Raw genomic sequence first — 17,543 nt, 5'->3', positions numbered from 1 at the left:
ATGAGTCATACCCAGGCATTGGCGGGCTTCCTCGCCGAGCTGACCTACGAACAGATCCCGGGCCATGTGCTGGACCGGACCGAAGACCTGTTTCTGGACTGGATCGGCTCCGGCCTCGCCAGTCAGGGCGCGCGGCCGATTCCGATCTTCGAACGTTATGCCGAGCGCATGGGGCCGGCAGACGGCAAGTCGAAGATTCTGGTTAACGGACGCGGCACCTCGGCTTACTTCGCGGCGCTGGTCAACGGTGCGTCCTCGCACTTGGTCGAGCAGGATGATCTGCACAACAGTTCGGTGTTGCACCCGGCGACCGTGGTGTTCTCCGCGGTGCTGGCCGCGGCGCAGGACCTGGATAAATCCGGGCAGGACCTGTTGCTCGCTTCGGTGGCCGGTTACGAAGCCGGGATCCGCATCGGCGAGTTCATGGGCCGCTCGCACTACCGCATCTTTCACACCACGGCCACGGTCGGCACCCTCGCCGCAGCGGTCGCAGTGGGCAAGCTGCTGAATTTCGACAAAGAGCAGTTCATCAACCTGCTGGGCAGCGCCGGGACCCAGGCGGCCGGTTTGTGGGAATTTTTGCGCGACGCCGCCGACTCGAAACAGCTGCACACCGCCAAAGCGGCGGCGGACGGCTTGCTCGCCGCCTATATGACCCAAGACGGTCTGACCGGCGCGCGCAACATTCTCGAAGGTGACCAGGGCATGGCGGCGGGCATGTCGACCGACAGCGACCCGGGCAAGTTATCCGACCGGCTTGGCTCGCGTTGGGCGCTGGTGGAAACCTCGTTCAAGTTCCATGCCTCGTGCCGTCATACGCATCCGGCGGCCGATGCGCTGTTGCACCTGATGCAGCGCGAGCACCTGCGTCATGACCAGATCGCCAAGGTCGTCACGCGTGTTCACCAAGGGGCGATCGATGTGCTGGGGCGGGTCGATGTGCCGCAGACCGTGCACCAGGCCAAGTTCTCGATGGGCGCCGTGCTGGGCCTGATCGCCGTACATGGCAGTGCGCAGCTGATCGAGTTCCGCGATCTGGCCCTGACCGATGCCGACGTGGCGGCCTTCCGTGAAAAAGTGACGATGGAGCTGGACCCTGAAGTCGATGGCGCCTATCCGGCGCGTTGGCTGGGACGGGTGGTCGTGACGACCACTGACGGGCGCACGCTGACGGCTGCCATTGATGATCCGAAGGGCGATCCGGGCAATACCTTGTCGCGGCGGGAGCTGGAGGACAAGGTCCAGCGCCTGCTGGCGTTCTCCGGAGCCCGCACGCCGGAACAGGGCCAAGCCTTGATCGAGCGTGTCTGGCACCTGCGCGATGCGCGGGATTTGGCTGATTTGATTTAACTGCAAGCGGATTCCCCTGTAGGAGCGTGGCTTGTCCCGCGATCTGCCGCGTAGTGGCAGCAAATTCGGAGTTCCCGGAGTGTCTGGCACACCGAGGTGTCTGGTTTTACTGCCGGTATCCGGCAGATCGCGGGACAAGCCACGCTCCTACAAGGGAGCGTATGAGAGGTTTCCACACATGAATCAACAAAATCCCCGTCCACTGGACGGCATCACCGTCGTCAGCCTGGAGCACGCGATCGCGGCGCCGTTCTGCACGCGGCAACTGGCGGATCTGGGCGCGCGCGTGATCAAGGTCGAGCGTCCGGGCGTTGGCGACTTCGCCCGTGGTTATGACCAGCGTGTCGATGGCCTGGCCTCGCATTTCGTCTGGACCAATCGCTCCAAGGAAAGCCTGACGCTGGACCTCAAGCAGGACCAGGCGGGCGACATTCTCGAGTCGTTGCTTGGTAAGGCCGACGTGCTGGTGCAAAACCTGGCACCGGGTGCGGCGGCGCGCATGGGCCTGTCATTCGAGGCGCTGCATGAGCGTTTTCCGCGGCTCATCGTGTGCGATATTTCCGGCTACGGCGAAGGCGGACCTTATGAAAAGAAGAAAGCCTACGACCTGCTGATTCAGAGCGAAGGCGGCTTTCTGTCGGTCACCGGCGGCCCGGGCGAAAACGAAATGGCCAAGGCTGGATGCTCCATTGCCGACATTGCCGCCGGCATGTACGCCTACACCGGGATCCTGTCGGCCTTGTTGCTGCGCGACAAGACCGGCGAGGGTAGCCGCATCGACGTGAGCATGCTGGAAAGCCTGGTGGAGTGGATGGGCTATCCGATGTATTACGCCTACCACGGCGCGCCTCAGCCACCAAGGGCGGGCGCTTCACACTCGACCATCTACCCGTACGGGCCGTTCCCGACGGGCGGTGGCGGCACGATCATGCTCGGCTTGCAGAACGAGCGCGAGTGGGCGCTGTTCTGCGAAAAGGTGCTGCTGGACAAGGCCTTGGCGACTGACGAGCGCTTCTCGGCCAACTTCAAACGCTCGGAGAACCGTGAGGTGTTGCGTCAGATCATCGTCGATGGCTTTGCCTCGTTGAGCGTCGACGAGGTGGTCGCACGGCTTGAAGACGCGCAGATCGCCAACGCACGCGTCAATGACATGCAAGGGGTGTGGAATCACCCTCAGCTCAAGGCTCGCGACAGCTGGCGCGAAGTGGACAGCCCGTCCGGTCCGTTGCCATCGCTGTTGCCCCCGGGACGCAACGCAGCGTTCACCCCGCGCATGGACGGCGTGCCGGGATTGGGACAGCACACAGGCAGCATCCTTGGCGAGTTGGGTTTCAGTGACGAGGACCAGGCGCGGATGGCCGCGGCCGGAGTGGTTTAGCGCCCCACACATTCTTCTGTAGGAGCGCGCGCTGACCTCGTGCGCCCGAACTTTTATTCAGGAGTTGATCCACCATGCCCCCATCCACCGTCCGCTCAGCACTGTTCGTGCCTGGCAGTCGACCCGAACGCTTCGCCAAAGCCCTGGCGGCTGGCGCCGATGCGGTGATTGTCGACTTCGAAGATGCCGTTGAGGAACCGCTCAAGCGTCAGGCCCGGGATCATCTCTCGGCGTTTCTGCACGCCAATCCGCAGGTCTCGCTCTGGGTGCGGGTCAATGCCCCCGATCACGCCGAGCACGTGGCGGATCTGGCGTTCTGCAAACAACACGCCGGGGTCACTGGCGTGTTGCTGCCCAAAGTCGAAAGCGCCGCACACGTGGCGGCCGTGTGGCAAACCGGTAAACCGGTCTGGCCGATCATCGAGAGCGCCAAAGGCCTGCTGGCGCTGGAAGCCATTGCGCATGCACCCGGGGTGCAGCGCCTGTCATTCGGTGGGCTGGACCTGGCGCTGGACCTGAACCTCAACAGCGGCACGCCTGCTGCGCAGATGTTCCTCGATCAGGCGCGGATGTCGGTGCAGTTGCATTCACGAGGCGCAGGGTTGTTGCCGCCGCTGGATGGTGTGCACCCGGCCATCGGCGACCCCGATGGCCTGCACCGCGCGATTCGCCATGCCTATGACATGGGCTATGGCGGCGCGCTGTGCATCCACCCTAAACAGGTGGCGGTCATCCATGCTGCGCTCGCGCCCAGTGCAGATGACCTGAGCTGGGCCCAGCGAGTGGTGGATGCAAGCCAGGCGGCGAAAGGCGCCGGGGCGTTTCAGCTGGACGGGCAGATGGTCGATGCACCGGTTTTGCTGCGGGCTCAACGGCTGTTGGCGCTGGCGAGTGAGTAGAAACCTCTGATCACGGCACATTTTCTCTGGGAGCGAGTTCATTCGTGATTGGCCGGTGAGCGTGATGAATCTCTATCGCCTGGCAGTTTTTTCGCGAATGAATTCGCTGCCACAGGAGGTGGCCGCGCCGTTCTCGAGGTGCATGAACAGCCGGAGAGTAGTGGCACTTTTCTCTCAGCGTGCTAGTTTCCGTGAGACACGCTGTCTAGCACGCGGGTGAGGGGGAGAGCGCCACAAGGCTCGGCGTTCAGCAATGCCGAATGCCGGCTTACAAAAAAGCTAATTCTCTAAACACCTCGTGTTCGGCATCGTTAGATGGCACAACGCTCAAGCGACACCTACTGCTCATACAAAAATAAGCTCCTACAACAATAAGAAGGTGATATCGATGTTGAAGCTGACCAAGGCGCTTTTCTGCGCCGCTGCAGTGTCCATGGCCGGCATGGCCTGCGCTGACCCAATCGTCATCAAGTTCGCCCACGTGGTGGCGGAAAACACGCCAAAAGGCCAGGGCGCCTTGATGTTCCAGAAGATGGTTGCCGCCGATCCGGCCTTGAAAGACAAGGTCAAGGTCGAGGTCTACCCGAACTCCTCGCTGTTCGGTGACGGCAAGGAAATGGAAGCGCTGTTGCTGGGGGATGTGCAGATGCTTGCCCCGTCGCTGGCCAAGTTCGAGCAATACACCAAGAAGGTGCAGATCTTCGACCTTCCGTTCCTGTTCAATGACCTCGCCGCTGTCGACCGCTTCCAGCAAGGTCCTCAAGGCAAGGCGCTGCTGACCTCCATGGACGACAAGGGCATTCACGGCCTGGCTTACTGGCACAACGGCCTGAAGCAACTGTCCGCGAACAAGAAAATGATCGAGCCCAAGGACGCTCGCGGTCTGAAATTCCGCGTACAGGCCTCCAGCGTGCTGGAAGCCCAGTTCGTGGCCCTTCACGCCAACCCGCGCAAGATGAGCTTTGCCGAGGTGTATCAGGGTCTGCAGACCGGCACCGTCAACGGCACCGAAAACACTTGGTCGAACTACGAAAGCCAGAAGGTCAACGAAGTACAGCCGTTCTTCACCGAAACCAACCATGGCCTGATCGACTACATGGTGATCACCAACTCCAAGTTCTGGAACGGTCTGCCGGCTGATGTGCGTGATGAGTTGCAGAAAATCATGGATCAGGTGACGGTCGAAGTGAACAAGCAGGCTGAAGCCCTGAACCAGACCGCCAAGCAGAAAATCGCTGATTCCAAAACCAGCGAAATCGACACGCTCACGCCCGAGCAGCGTGCCAAATGGCGCGAAGTCATGAAGCCGGTCTGGGACAAGTTCTCCGACGAAATCGGCGCGGATCTGATCAAGGCTGCGGACGACTCGAACAAGGCACCTTGATTCTCAAGGCCGCTTGATCGACACAGGCAGTGATGTCTGCGTGGCCACCCGGAGCAAGGGTGGTCACCCTCTACGTTCGAATACGTTCGGAGAATTCTTATGCAATCGCTGACGCGACTCTGGGAGCATCTGGAGGAGGGCATGATCGCCTTTCTGCTCGCTGCCATGACGCTGGTGACATTCGTCTACGTGGCGCTGAACAACATCTACACCCTGTTTTACACCCTCAGTGACCAGTGGGCGGTCAGCAGTGACTTTTTCGCAGGGATTGGCGATCACTTGATGGGCTACGCACAGGGCATGACCTGGAGCGTGGCGCTGACCAAAGCCCTCTTCGGCTGGCTGATCTTTTTCGGGATTTCCTACGGTGTGCGCACCGCCGGGCACTTGGGTGTCGATGCGTTGGTGAAGAAAACCAGCAAACCGGTCCAGCGCTACCTGGCGATGCTGGCGTGTGCCTGCTGCCTGGCGTATGCCGGGCTGTTTCTGGTGGCAAGTTACAAATGGGTCTCGGCATTGTGGGTCGCGGGCATCGGCGCTGAAGACCTGGACCGGTTCGGTATCAAGGTGTCTTACATCACGATTATTGTGCCCATCGGTTTCGCGCTGGTGATTGCCCGTTACCTGGAAATCCTTTATCGCATCTGGACCCACCGGCAGACCGGTCTGGGTCTTGCCGACGAAGCGGCCGAAGCGAGCAAACTGGCCAACCCTGGTGAGGAGCAACACTGATGACGGTTATCTGTTTGTTCCTGCTGCTGTTCGTGTTCATGTTCCTTGGCGTGCCTATCGCGATCTCGCTCGGGCTGGCCGGCGCGACCTCAATTCTGCTGTTCAGCCCCGACTCATTGAGTTCGCTGGCGATCAAGCTGTTCGAGACGTCCGACAGCTACACCTTTCTGGCGATTCCGTTCTTCCTGCTGTCCGGTGCGTTCATGACCACCGGCGGCGTGGCGCAACGTTTGATTGACTTTGCCAACGCCTGTGTCGGCCACATTCGCGGCGGCCTGGCGATCGCGGCGGTGCTGGCGTGCATGCTGTTCGCCGCGTTGTCCGGCTCATCCCCGGCGACGGTAGCGGCGGTGGGTTCGATTGCCGTGGCGGGCATGGTGCGCTCCGGTTATCCGAAAGAGTTCGGCGCCGGGATCATCTGCAACGCCGGTACGCTGGGCATTCTGATTCCTCCCTCCATTGTCATGGTGGTGTATGCGGCAGCGACGGAGACCTCGGTTGGCAAGCTGTTCATCGCCGGTGTGGTGCCAGGGATCTTGCTCGGCGTGGCGTTGATGGTGGTGATCTACATCGTCGCCCGGGTCAAAAAGCTGCCCGCCCAGCCTCGGGTGACCTTCCGTGAATGGCTGCACACCGCGCAACGGGCGTTCTGGGGCTTGCTGCTGCTGGTGATCATCCTCGGCGGTATCTACAGCGGCATGTTCACCCCGACCGAAGCCGCAGCGGTCGCGGCGGTCTATTCCGCTTTTATCGCGCTGTTTGTTTACAAAGACATGAGCCTCAAGGATTGCCCGAAGGTCTTGCTGGAGTCCGGGCGGTTGACCATCATGCTGATGTTCATCATTGCCAACGCGATGCTCTTTGCGCATGTGCTGACCACCGAACAGATTCCGCAGCAGATTACCGCCTGGGTCATTTCCGAAGGCCTGACGCCAATCGGCTTTTTGATCATGGTCAATATCGTTTTGCTGATCGCCGGCAGTTTCATGGAGCCCTCGGCGATTATCCTGATTCTTGCGCCGATCTTCTTTCCGATTGCGATGAAGCTGGGGATTGATCCGATTCACCTGGGTATCGTGATGGTGGTGAACATGGAGATTGGACTGGTGCATCCACCGGTGGGTCTCAACCTGTTCGTCACCTCCGCAGTCACCGGGCTGACGCTCGGGCAGACCATTCGTGCAGCACTGCCTTGGCTGTCGATCCTGCTTGTATTCCTGTTGTTGGTGACCTACGTACCGTTCATATCCCTTGCTCTGCCGAACTGGCTGGGGATGCCTTGAGGGCTGTTCGAGCCCTGAAATAGAACTGTGAGCGCAGTGCCTTGGCCCTCGTTGACGTTGAGTCTTCGGGGGCTTTTTTATGGTCGGGATTTGAGGTGTTCTGGATGTTTGGTGGTGCTGGTTTTTGTGTGTATATCCGTTGTTGCAGGCGACACGGATTCACCTTTTCGCCCCTCGGCGAGTCACTTTTGAAAAGGGGCCAAAAGTAACCAAAAATCGCCTTGCTCCTGGTTTGACCTCGACTGCGTCGAGGTACCTTCACTCCGGCGACACTCCGTGGGCCCGCCGCCATCCGCCATCCATGGCGGGGGGCGGCTCTCGCGGCATCCATGCCGCTCGGCCCACTCCGCGCCGCCTGCGTTCAGCCTGCCCCAAGTCGCGTTTTTTGGCGTTTGGGCTATCGCGCTAGAAAAGCAAAATCAAAGGCATCGGATGACGCGAATCCTGTAGGAGCGTGGCTTGTCCCGCGATCTACCGCGCAGCGGTAGTAAAATCAGGCGACTCGATCAGGCCTGACACCCCGCGTGGACAGGTTTTGCTGCCGGTTTCCGGCAGATCGCGGGACAAGCCACGCTCCTACAATTACCGGGGTGGCGTTCCGCCTTGCCCGCGATCTACCGCTCAGCGGTAGCAACATCAGGCGACTCGATGAGGCCTGATACACCGCATGCACCGGATTTGCTGCCGGTTCCCGGCAGATCGTCCGAGTGCGGCCCAGAGCAAGCGGGCTCCTACAGTTAAGAGTGCAGCGCAGATAAGGGTGGAAAGCGGACGAATGATGCACGCATCAAAAAAGCGAGGAGCGTTAGCTCCAGCCCGCGTTGCTCTAGTACGCGACAGTCCAGACACCACAAAACGCGACTTGGGTGCAGGCTGAACGCAGGTGGCGTGGAGTGGGCCGAGCGGCATGGATGCCGCGAGAGCGCCGCCAGGACATGGATGTCCGTTCAGCGCGGGCCCACGGAACGTCGCCGGAGTGAAGGAACCCGACGCAGGAGGGCCCAACCGGGAGTTCAGACCCTTGGTTACTTGGGGATGGTCCGGCATTCCGGTTTTCAAGTAACCCGCCGAAGGCGGAACGCTTCTGCCGTTAGGCAGAACCAGAAATGCCAGTGGCACCACAAAATTACGGATAGACACAAAAACTCAGCGCCAAAACCCCAGACTCAATCAACATAATCCGGCTCAGTCCGCGCCAGCACCCGCTTCACACTCTCCAGATGCAACCGCGCACTTTCAGCATCCTCTTCACTCATCTGCCGCGCCGTACGCAGCAGCACCTCCTGATCGATCACCTTCAATGGACGCCCGGAACTCATCGCCTTGAGCTGCACCTCAGCCGCCCGCTCCAGGTAATACACATCATCCCAGGCCTGCGCGATGCTGGGTGCCGTCACCATCACCCCATGGCTCTTCAAAAACACAATGTCCGCCTGACCCATCGAGGCCGCAATCCGGTCGCCTTCCTGATTGTCCAGCGCCAGGCCGTTGTAATCCTCATCCACCGCCACACGCCCATAAAACTTCAACGCCGTCTGACCCGCCCAGACCAAAGGCTGACCTTCCAGCATCGCCAGCGCCGTCGCATAGGGCATGTGCGTATGAAACGCCGCCACCGCGCGTGGCTTATGCAGGTGCAGCCGCGCGTGGATATAGAAGGCCGTCGCCTCAGGCTTGCCATCCCCCATGATCACGTTGCCGTCGAAATCACACACCAACAGGCTCGACGCCGTGATCTCTGCGAAGGCCAGGCCATAGGGATTCACCAGAAACAGCTCCGGATAACCCGGCACCAGCGCTGAAAAGTGATTGCAGATGCCCTCGCTCAAACCCAGCCGCGCCGCCATGCGAAAGCTGGCCGCCAGATCGATGCGGGCGGCGTGGACCTGTGGGGCGGTCAGATGCGGATAGCACCTGTCGTAACGATCATGCAGCGGGTCACCGGAAACACGCAGATCGTGCGCCATGAGTCTCTCCTTATTCGTTCACCCAGCCTTGGCTGCGGAGGTAATCCGGCACGTTCGCCAAGTCTGGCAGTGTAGCGTCAGGCGTGTAGTCCGGGAGTGGTTTGCGTTGGGTTCCCCGGTCGATCCAGACGCAACGGAACCCCATACCCTTGGCGGCTTCGAGGTCCAGGTGCGGGCTGGCGCAAATGTGCAGCACGTCATCAATGCCCACACCCAGTTGCGCGTGAGCATGCAGGAACAACCGATGGTCCGGCTTGTACGCCTGCGCCTGTTGAGCCGTGATCACCCGGTCGATGCAACCGCCCAGTTGAGCGACGTTACCCGCGATGATGTCGTCATCAGTGTTGGAGACGATGCACAGCATGAAGCCCTGCGTTTTCAACCATTGGAGCGTAGCGACCACCTCGGGAAAGGGCGGCATCTGGCCGATGCGCCGAATCAGGCGTTCGCCATCATCCGGCTCGAAAGCCATACCCAGTTCTTCAAGCGTCAGGGACATCGACGCCCTGGAAATGTCGGCGAACGAGCGGTGGGGAGGTGTTTGCTCCAGCCGGTGTTCGTGGCGGTCATAGACGGCGATAAAACGGGCAACGTCCAGGTCCGTGTTGCCCTTGCGCTGCAGCAGGTCGCGGACGCAATCGAGCAGGCCTTCGTCCCATTGAATCAAGGTGCCGTAGCAGTCGAAGGTCAGCCAGCGAGGCCGGGTAGGGGAAGTGGTCATGGTCAACTCCGTGGTCAGGGTGCGTACCCCACTCTAGGAAGCAGTGGTGTGGATCGTAAAATTAAATTAAATTGAAAAAATAATTCGATAGTCGAATGAAAGGCCCACCACCATGTTTGATCTTGAACTGCTTCACACCTTTGTCTCCGTGGTCGATGCAGGCGGCTTTACCAAGGCAGGGGAGCGGGTCAATCGCACGCAGTCCACGGTCAGCCAGCAGATTCGCAAGCTTGAGGAGCAGTTGGGTCGGCCGCTGTTGTTGCGTCAACGCGCGAGCAAGCATATTGAGCTGACCGAGGATGGTGAGCGCCTGATGGGCTATGCGCGCCGTCTGGTTGCATTATCGCTGGAAGCGCACAGCGTGCTGTGTCGCAGTGATGACACGGGCGTGGTCAAACTCGGCGTGCCCGAGGATTTTGATGTGCAGCGCCTGATGACCTTACTTTCGGGTTTCGCACAGCAACACCCGCGCATTCGTCTGGACACGGTGAATGGCCTGAGTGTCGACCTGCATGCACGGCTCGAGGCCAGGGAGATCGATCTGGCGTTGGTCAAACGAGACCTTCCTTCCCGTCAGGCCCAGCGAGACGAGCCTGCACTGGCGAGCTGGCCTGAGCAAGTGAACTGGGTCGCCGGCCGGGAGGTGAGGGTCATCGAAAACCCGGTGCCGCTGGTGGTTTATCCCCAAGGCTGTATCTATCGCAACCGCATCGTGCATGCCCTGGAGTCGTCTGGCCGGCGATGGCGCGTGGCGTTTGCCAGTCAAAGTCTGGTGGGGATTCAAGCGGCGGTGTCGGCAGGATTGGGGATCAGTCTGCTGCCAGCATCGGCGATGTTGGCGGACCACCGTCTGCTGAACGAAGAGGAAGGATTCGCGCCGGTGCCGGCCTCTGAGCTGGCGTTGATTGCGGGGAACCGTTTGTTGACTGACGTGCAACGCACGCTGGTGACCTACATGAAGCAGGCGATGGCCGCGAACTGATCGGTCACGTGCCGGATGTCAGGCAATAAAAAATCCGCGTGGGCCTGACAGAAACTCAGGGCGCCACGCGGATCGTCTACGACTCGGTCAGTGCATGAACAGGGCGATCAGGATGATCACTGGAATCGGCACACCCAGGAACCACAGCAGTAATGAGCGCATAGCGTTTCTCCTTGATACTCAGCGAATGTTGGAAGTAGTGGTGTAGGCACGGGCTTCGACGTAGGTCACGGCGTCGCGACGACGGCCACCCCAGATCGCTGCAAGGCTGGCAACGAAGGCACCGCACAGCAGGGCAACGAAGGTCCACAGCGCACTCATGGCGGCTACTTTGGCAGCGGTTTCAGCCGCCTGTTGAGCTTTCAGCTTGGCATCGGCCACCGCTTGCTTAGCCTGGCCATACACCTGATCGACGCGGGCTTGTGCATCAGCCTGACTGAGGTTGGTGCGCTGAGCGACCAGTTGAGCCAGGTAGTTACGGTCTTCAGGCGCCAGCTGACCGTCGTTGGCCAGGGTCTTGGTAAAAATCCGTACGACAACGCCGCGTGCAGCATCGTCGCTGACCGCAGCTGGACGGTCGTCGCGGAACAGGGTGTCGACGAAGTAACCATATTGATCTCCACTGGTGTTGCCTGCTGCAGTGCCTGCAGCAACAGCGGCGGTACCGGCTACCCCGGCAACTGCACTGGCACCCGCTTTGACTCCGCTGCCCACCAAACCGCTCACGGACCCAATGATCAGCACGGCGGCGACCAGGGTCGCGATAGCCCACGACAGGAAGCCGTGCGCGGTGTCGCGGAAATACACTTCATCGCCATGCATGTTCGACCACTTCACCCGCAGACGACCGGCCAGGTAGCCGCCCAAGCCGGACGCGACGATTTGCGTGAACGCCAGCCAGACCACCGTTGAAATCCCGATGGTTTTGGCACTGACCCCTTCGTTGGCCCAAGGCGACATTGCCGAGAAACCAAGACCCGAGCCCAGCAGGACGAGTATCAAGGATAAAGCGGCGGCACCCGCGGCACCGGCGAAAATAGCGCCCCAGGACACGCCCGAGACAGAGGAGGGTTCTTCTACAGCGGCAGGGTAAGCATCAGGCGAGACATTCATTGTTATGCAGCTCCATGCGAATAAGGGTGTGACGTCGCAGGGATAGGTGCAGCGCTTGTGCCAGATCGATAATTTTAAAAATACCCCTAAATATCAATAGCTTGTTTTTGTAATGAAACGTCTGGTTCATGCAAATTGCATGAATGGCCCGGTCGGCGCATGCGTTATGCCCGGTTTGTAGAAGTTCAACGTGTTCAGTGGCTTGCGACGGCCTTTTAGCGTCCGCTCAGACGAGATTGAAACACCTTGGGACTATTTTTTTAAAAAAGTTGTCCTATGCGTTCAGCACTGACACTGTGCAATCGCCGACCTGACATATAAATGTGCTTCTGAGCGGATTCGCTAATGTCCTCGTGCCAGTGTTTGACCTATAGTTTCCGCTCTGCGCCTATTTCTTCGAGAGGTAAATCGTCATGTTTCTACATCGTCCCCTGGAAGAAAAAGACATCCCGGCTGTGTGCGACATGCCACAGAGTGTCGACGAGCTGTTTTACATGTTCCCCAAAGCGGTTTTCCCGCTGACGCCCGCGCAGCTGCGCGACTCGATCGAACAACGGTCCGACAACACGGTGATCGAACTCGATGGCGAGGTCGTCGGCTTTGCCAACTTTTCGCGCTATGACTTCCGCGGACGCTGTTCGATGGGCAATGTCATCATTGCGCCCCATGCCCGCGCCAAGGGCGTCGGTCGGTACATGATCGGCTGCATGATGGAGCTCGCGTTCGGCAAGCATGAGGCGAAAGAGCTGACGGCTTCGTGTTTCAACCACAACGTGCCCGGCCTGTTGTTTTATCCCAAGCTGGGCTTCAAGCCCTTCGCGATAGAAGAGCGTCAGGACAAGAAGGGCGCTCGCGTTGCGCTCATTCACCTGCGTCTGCCTCGGGAATAAGGCCCACACACGTCATTCGTCGGTCGGCGTTACAGTCACCGACGAGTGGACGCCCCCAAAACTTCTCCTCTCGCCCCTGCCAGACGGCATCCGTGCCTCTGCATCAGAAGAAACCCCTTCTTTTATCTGCACGTTATCGCTGATGAAACGTTTTTTCTGAAATCCTGATCTTTATTTACCGCATTGAGGCACGCGTATTTGCTTGTTTGCTTCAAGTTGGGGCCAGGCGTATAAGTTGGACAGGCGTCATTCTTGTGATCGAGGCGGCGATTAACGCTCAACCTCAGTACAAGGAAGCCATTAATAACGACGTGTCAGGCGAGCGACTGTACATGTGGTGACAGGGACCGCCTCTGGAGGATATCGCTAATGATTGCATGCACACTCTCCAACCTTGAACTGCGCAGCATAATTGAAAGTGCGTTCCTGCCCCTGCGGTGCAATTGCACCGTTCTGGACGACACCATGACGGTTGAGGTCATTGATCCGGCCACCGAACACGTAGAGCTGCTGGTCACCGGGATTGCCCTGGACCGGCTGGACACCAGTCGGGCGCTGTGCGAGTTGATTTCCGAGCTGCACGCTGAGTTAAATAACAGTCGACACACTCACAGGCATGCGTTGGCCAGTTAATTTTTCGTTCACCGCTTCATTTGCTTTACTACGGTACGCCCATGATGCAGTCGTTATCATGGGCGTTGTTGTATCTGGCTCGCTTTTAACGGGGTTGGGCATACACCCTCATAAGCGTGGAAGTTTGAAAGAGTCGTTGCCAAATGAGTAGATGTTTTAAAAGATTGAGCAGTCCTTATCCCTTCTCGATAGAGGAGCCCGTGGCCAGCGAACAAGCACACTGTCCCAAAGTGATGAGCGCGTTGAGACCTTTGCTACCAGACAGGCACCCGGGCGACACCCCAAATGAATCTGGCAAACGGCGCGTTTACCTTTTATCTTAAGGTCGATTACGGCGGTTGAGCGCCGACTTTAAATCTCAAGGGGAACGCATGGCGCATCACCAGCCCAATGACCTGGGACTGCCAGACTCTGACGATTCGAGAAGAATGATTCGCCGACGCCGAGTGCTGTGGGGTGTTGGCTCACTTCTGAGTGTCGTGGTGATCTGTGTCGCCGTCATGATGACGATGTTGCAACGTCTCGAAGACAGAACCGCCAGCTTCCAGCCACCCATGACCGCGCTGGAGCGCCAGCGCCTCCTGCCCAAGGACCCTGTTCTTGAGGCTGCACCCAGGCTGGATGGGTTGCGCTACGGAGATGGGGCGGAGTCTGACGCCACGCATTACTCGGTCAGGGAGGTAGAGGCGCAGGGGCGCGATGCGCCGCTCGGGCAGACATTGATTCTTCAGCAAACCCATCTGCACGCCAACACTGAGGATGGCCTGCGGTCAGCCAGGCAAAACTGACCGGCCTTACCCTTGCCTGATCAGTGCACCCGGCGACGGTGCTCATTCTCGAACAGCACTTTAAACCGTTCCTCGCCCTCTTCGTCGGCCGCGTAATGTTCGCGAATCGGGCCTGCTTCTATCCTGCCATCCAGGGCAATGCGGATGATGGCGGACTTGGGCAGGTAATCCGGTACGTCGCCAATAATGGTCAACTCCCTCAAGGTGTGCCCGTCTTGCTCGACCGTCGCCAGCCTCACCCGGCAAGTGGCCTGCATCGGGATCGGCCCGAAAAGGGTGTCCCGGGAATAATCGATTTCGGCAATGCTGGACCGAAGGTTTTTCTCAGCATTCATGTCAGCGACCTCTATGTCAGTTTGAAAGCGGGCAGGAGCCTGATAATGGAGACGGATCCGACTGAAATAGTTCGGCTTTTTTTTCCGCGGGTGTGACCATTCATCGGTGGGCGTCCTGACGCTGGCTTATCGGCCTGCACGGGTTGAGAGAAAACCGGCGCCATAAAACAGGTCGCCGCTCTAAAATCATGCAACTAAAGAGAAGATTTCGCATTGGCAAAATGCTCCACTTTTTAGTACGACAAAAAACCGGCAACTCGTGAGAGCGGAGGTGCGGCGAAACACGCTGTCTTAGTTTGTGACTGCCAAAAAAGGAATTTTTTAATGTTAAAAATGCATGGCGCGTGGTGCAGTTTACGGAAATCCGACGTCAAAAAATAAAAAACATACAAATCAATGAGTTGGGCTGTCTGATTGTCATTTTTGATTAATTCTCGAAAATTTGACACTTGATGTGATTTTTGAAACTATCACGTTACGGATTTTCTCTTGTAATAGTTTGTAATAGATTCCCGGCGACGCTCACAGCATGGACGAGACACTTGATCCAGGGCGCCTGGTGAAAGGGCGGTAGCGTCCGTCATTGCTCCACCACGGCCGCCAGCCCGTCATCTATTCCCTCTCTTTACCGTTCGTTAAGTTCAGGCCAGACGCAGGCGTTCGTATTGCTTGTTCACGGCGTCCATTGAACATGAAGTGCATGTGTTCTTTTCGTTTAAACCCGACTGTCCTCGCTGTCAGTTGTAACGGTAGTCATGCCTGAATTTTACCCGTTGCACATGTTATATACCCAGTTCGATATAAAAAGAAGTCTCGTCAGAACGGGCGGTTGTTTGTGCCTGTTATTCAGGGCCCAGAAGATTTGGGCGCGCTCAATGCATCGACTAAGTTCGGAGTTACGATTATGTATGGAGATCATCTGGAAACCGTTTGTGGTTGCGTAGTAGGGGGAGCCGGACCCGCAGGCATGGGGTTGCTTTTCAATGCGTTGAAAAGCGGCGCCATGCCTGAGCTTGCCAAGGAAGGCTTGATCATTGTCGATGCGAGCCCCAATCCCGGCACGGGTCGGTTGGGTGACTACAGAATCACCGCCAACTCGGTGGGCGATGTCTTCCTCGATTGTCTGCGCGACCCTGCGTTGCGAGACGTGTTCGAGCCCCTTGAGCACTCGCCCGCCTACTGGCGCATTCGTCGTCAGGCGCAAAGTGCGCCACAGCTTTCGGATGTTGCGGAGCTGTTGGCCGAGGCGTCGACGCTGGTGCTGAACTTCATTGTCGAACACTACGGCGTGAAGCTGTGGACCAGCACCACCATCACCGAAGTCGTGCATGAGGATGACGAATACCAGGTCTGGGTGGAGTCGGAAGGCCGCAGCCGCCGCATCCGCTGCCGAGCCGTCGTGCTCAACCTGGGCGGCCGTCAGGATCCCCGGCATTTGCTGAACAGTCTGGCCGATCAGGGATTGGCGGTGCCACCCGCTGCCAAGGTGCAAAGTGCCGATGAGTTGCTGCGCATGAACGGCGTGCAATTGCGCAATTTCTTCGCACCGACCCTGGCACGTCAAGGCCGGGTGAGCGTGGTCGGTGGCTCCCACAGCGCATTCTCGGTGTTGGAGAATCTCGCCGATGCGCTCGAGTTTGCAGGGCTCAGTGAAGTAACACTGGTGCATCGCTCGCCCATCCGCCTGTTCTACGAAACCGCTGAGGCAGCCATCGAAGCCGGCTATTCGTTCGATCCGCTTAAAGACGTATGCCCGGTGTCAGGGCGCGTCAATCGCTCGGGCGGATTGCGTTACCGTGCGCTGGATGTAGGGCGCGAGGCACTGGCGCGCGGCCACATCGGCAAGACCGGGGTGCGCGTGCAGCTGCTGCAGACCCAGAATGGCCCTGAAGGCCAATTCGAACGTGCGCGGCAAGCCTTGGCCGAATCCGAGGTCGTGGTGCAATGCACCGGGTATCAGCCACTGTTGCCGGCGCTGACATACGCTGGCGGGGCCGCCGTCAGCCTGATGGAAGTGAAGGGCGGTCTGGATTCCGATCCGTCTGGCTGTCCGCTCGACAGCAACGGACAGCGCCTCTACGGGCTGCACCTCTTTGGTCTGGGCGCCGGGCTTGGCGTTGACCCGCGATTGGGGAGCGAGGCGTCGTTTGACGGCCGCATCTACGGCGTATGGCAATTCCACAACGACGCCAGCGGCGCCGTCATCGATGCCGTGCTTGCGCGTCTGCAACAGCCTGTGATCCAGCCCGTCAGCCTCAGTCGTCGGCTGGTCGTCAACCGCGAAGAACAGCGCCAACCGTTCCTCTGGCCTGCGCTGGCCAACGCGCAATCCTGACTCTCCTTGCAACACGTATCCCGGACCGCCTGGCGCGCTCCGGGATTTTTTTTGCCGGTGCCTCTGACCTTGATGTATCGATGCTTTGAAAAAACAATATGTTGGCCATCATTCCACGGTTGGATAGAGTGGACGCCTTCATCTATTCTGGGGTGTCCCAACCCTCTCTGGCTGACTCGACAAGGAATCAACAGATCATGCGAATTTTGATCGTGGGTGCAGGCGCGATAGGTGGCTATTTTGGCGGCCGGCTGCTGGAAGCCGGGCGCGATGTCACGTTTCTGGTTCGCCCGGGTCGCGCGGAAGAGCTGGACCGTAATGGCCTGATCGTGCGCAGTCCGCTGGGGAACATCCTGTATCCGTCACCGCCGCACGTGATGACGCCGATGCTGGACCAGACCTTCGACCTGATCCTGCTCAGTTGCAAGGCTTACGACCTTGATGCGGCCATGGATTCTTTCTCTGCGGCAGTCGGCGCACAGACGATGATTCTGCCGATGCTCAACGGGATGGCGCATCTGGATCGATTGGCCGAGCGCTTTAAGCCTGAGAACGTCCTGGGCGGGCAGTGCCTGATTTCGCTTGATCGTGATGCTTCCGGTGCGATCCTGCATTTGAACGACACCAACCAGCTGTCCTTTGGCGAACTCAGCGGTGCGTTGACGCCGCGCATTCTCAAGGTCGCCGAGGCGCTGGCAGACGCCGGCTTCGATGCCAACCTGAGCCAGCAGATCGTTCAGTAAATGTGGGAGA

At 59.0% G+C, this 17,543-nt stretch carries 16 protein-coding genes; 12 read left to right on the top strand and 4 right to left on the bottom strand.

The features are described 5' to 3' along the window. From AB4N84_RS00835 to dctM, 6 genes are all read left to right on the top strand, one after another. Nucleotides 1-1,350, top strand: coding sequence for an MmgE/PrpD family protein (locus AB4N84_RS00835; RefSeq protein WP_074754336.1), 1,350 nt, complete (start codon nt 1-3; stop codon nt 1,348-1,350). A 178-nt stretch (nt 1,351-1,528) separates the two neighbouring features. Next, a complete protein-coding gene (locus AB4N84_RS00830) occupies nt 1,529-2,728 on the top strand; it encodes a CaiB/BaiF CoA transferase family protein (RefSeq protein ID WP_460044842.1) in 1,200 nt (399 codons plus the stop codon). A 74-nt stretch (nt 2,729-2,802) separates the two neighbouring features. Next, nucleotides 2,803-3,627 (top strand): HpcH/HpaI aldolase/citrate lyase family protein, encoded by an 825-nt coding sequence (locus AB4N84_RS00825; RefSeq protein ID WP_074754332.1) that lies wholly within the window; start codon nt 2,803-2,805, stop codon nt 3,625-3,627. 388 nt (nt 3,628-4,015) lie between these two features. Next, nucleotides 4,016-5,011, top strand: a complete 996-nt coding sequence (locus tag AB4N84_RS00820; protein ID WP_074754330.1) for a TRAP transporter substrate-binding protein — start codon at nt 4,016-4,018, stop codon at nt 5,009-5,011. A gap of 99 nt (nt 5,012-5,110) precedes the next feature. Next, nucleotides 5,111-5,743: a TRAP transporter small permease gene (locus tag AB4N84_RS00815; protein ID WP_460044841.1), complete on the top strand. Its 633-nt coding sequence runs from the start codon at nt 5,111-5,113 to the stop codon at nt 5,741-5,743. After that, the gene (gene dctM, locus AB4N84_RS00810; RefSeq protein WP_074754326.1) at nt 5,743-7,026 is read left to right on the top strand and encodes a C4-dicarboxylate TRAP transporter large permease protein DctM; all 1,284 of its coding nucleotides are present in this window, start codon (nt 5,743-5,745) and stop codon (nt 7,024-7,026) included. The genes AB4N84_RS00815 and dctM overlap by 1 nt, the downstream gene beginning before the upstream one ends. A gap of 1,166 nt (nt 7,027-8,192) precedes the next feature. Here the strand turns inward: dctM and AB4N84_RS00805 are convergent. Both AB4N84_RS00805 and AB4N84_RS00800 read right to left on the bottom strand, forming a co-directional pair. Beyond that, on the bottom strand, nt 8,193-8,993 hold the full coding sequence (locus AB4N84_RS00805) for an aldolase (RefSeq protein ID WP_460044839.1): 801 nt from the start codon (nt 8,991-8,993) through the stop codon (nt 8,193-8,195). A gap of 10 nt (nt 8,994-9,003) precedes the next feature. Beyond that, the gene (locus AB4N84_RS00800) at nt 9,004-9,720 is read right to left on the bottom strand and encodes a haloacid dehalogenase type II (protein ID WP_460044838.1); all 717 of its coding nucleotides are present in this window, start codon (nt 9,718-9,720) and stop codon (nt 9,004-9,006) included. 106 nt (nt 9,721-9,826) lie between these two features. Here AB4N84_RS00800 and AB4N84_RS00795 point away from each other — a divergent pair, with 106 nt between their 5' ends. Further along, nucleotides 9,827-10,696 (top strand): LysR substrate-binding domain-containing protein, encoded by an 870-nt coding sequence (locus AB4N84_RS00795; RefSeq protein WP_460044837.1) that lies wholly within the window; start codon nt 9,827-9,829, stop codon nt 10,694-10,696. Between the two features lie 180 nt (nt 10,697-10,876). Here AB4N84_RS00795 and AB4N84_RS00790 read toward each other — a convergent pair whose 3' ends face one another. After that, nucleotides 10,877-11,809 (bottom strand): hypothetical protein, encoded by a 933-nt coding sequence (locus tag AB4N84_RS00790; protein ID WP_074754320.1) that lies wholly within the window; start codon nt 11,807-11,809, stop codon nt 10,877-10,879. Nucleotides 11,810-12,222: 413 nt separating this feature from the next. On the opposite strand from AB4N84_RS00790, the gene AB4N84_RS00785 reads away from it, so the two are divergent. The 3 genes from AB4N84_RS00785 (at nt 12,223) to AB4N84_RS00775 (ending at nt 14,120) form a co-directional block, all read left to right on the top strand. Further along, on the top strand, nt 12,223-12,699 hold the full coding sequence (locus AB4N84_RS00785; RefSeq protein WP_074754318.1) for a GNAT family N-acetyltransferase: 477 nt from the start codon (nt 12,223-12,225) through the stop codon (nt 12,697-12,699). A gap of 369 nt (nt 12,700-13,068) precedes the next feature. Beyond that, nucleotides 13,069-13,332 carry a DUF1652 domain-containing protein gene (locus AB4N84_RS00780; RefSeq protein ID WP_074754316.1) on the top strand — a complete coding sequence of 88 codons (264 nt, stop codon included), beginning with the start codon at nt 13,069-13,071 and terminating at the stop codon, nt 13,330-13,332. Between the two features lie 371 nt (nt 13,333-13,703). Further along, nucleotides 13,704-14,120, top strand: coding sequence for a hypothetical protein (locus tag AB4N84_RS00775; RefSeq protein ID WP_460044836.1), 417 nt, complete (start codon nt 13,704-13,706; stop codon nt 14,118-14,120). 20 nt (nt 14,121-14,140) lie between these two features. Here the strand turns inward: AB4N84_RS00775 and AB4N84_RS00770 are convergent, their stop codons facing one another. Further along, nucleotides 14,141-14,455: a hypothetical protein gene (locus AB4N84_RS00770; protein ID WP_074754312.1), complete on the bottom strand. Its 315-nt coding sequence runs from the start codon at nt 14,453-14,455 to the stop codon at nt 14,141-14,143. Between the two features lie 904 nt (nt 14,456-15,359). Here AB4N84_RS00770 and AB4N84_RS00765 point away from each other — a divergent pair. Together AB4N84_RS00765 and AB4N84_RS00760 are read left to right on the top strand one after the other, a co-directional pair. Next, nucleotides 15,360-16,790: a pyridine nucleotide-disulfide oxidoreductase gene (locus tag AB4N84_RS00765; protein WP_460044835.1), complete on the top strand. Its 1,431-nt coding sequence runs from the start codon at nt 15,360-15,362 to the stop codon at nt 16,788-16,790. Nucleotides 16,791-16,987: 197 nt separating this feature from the next. After that, nucleotides 16,988-17,533 (top strand): 2-dehydropantoate 2-reductase N-terminal domain-containing protein, encoded by a 546-nt coding sequence (locus AB4N84_RS00760; RefSeq protein WP_460044833.1) that lies wholly within the window; start codon nt 16,988-16,990, stop codon nt 17,531-17,533. The last annotated feature ends 10 nt before the right edge of the window (nt 17,534-17,543 follow it).

The organism is Pseudomonas sp. S2_H01, from assembly GCF_054668305.1.
This window is presented reverse-complemented; position numbering and strand designations above follow the sequence as displayed.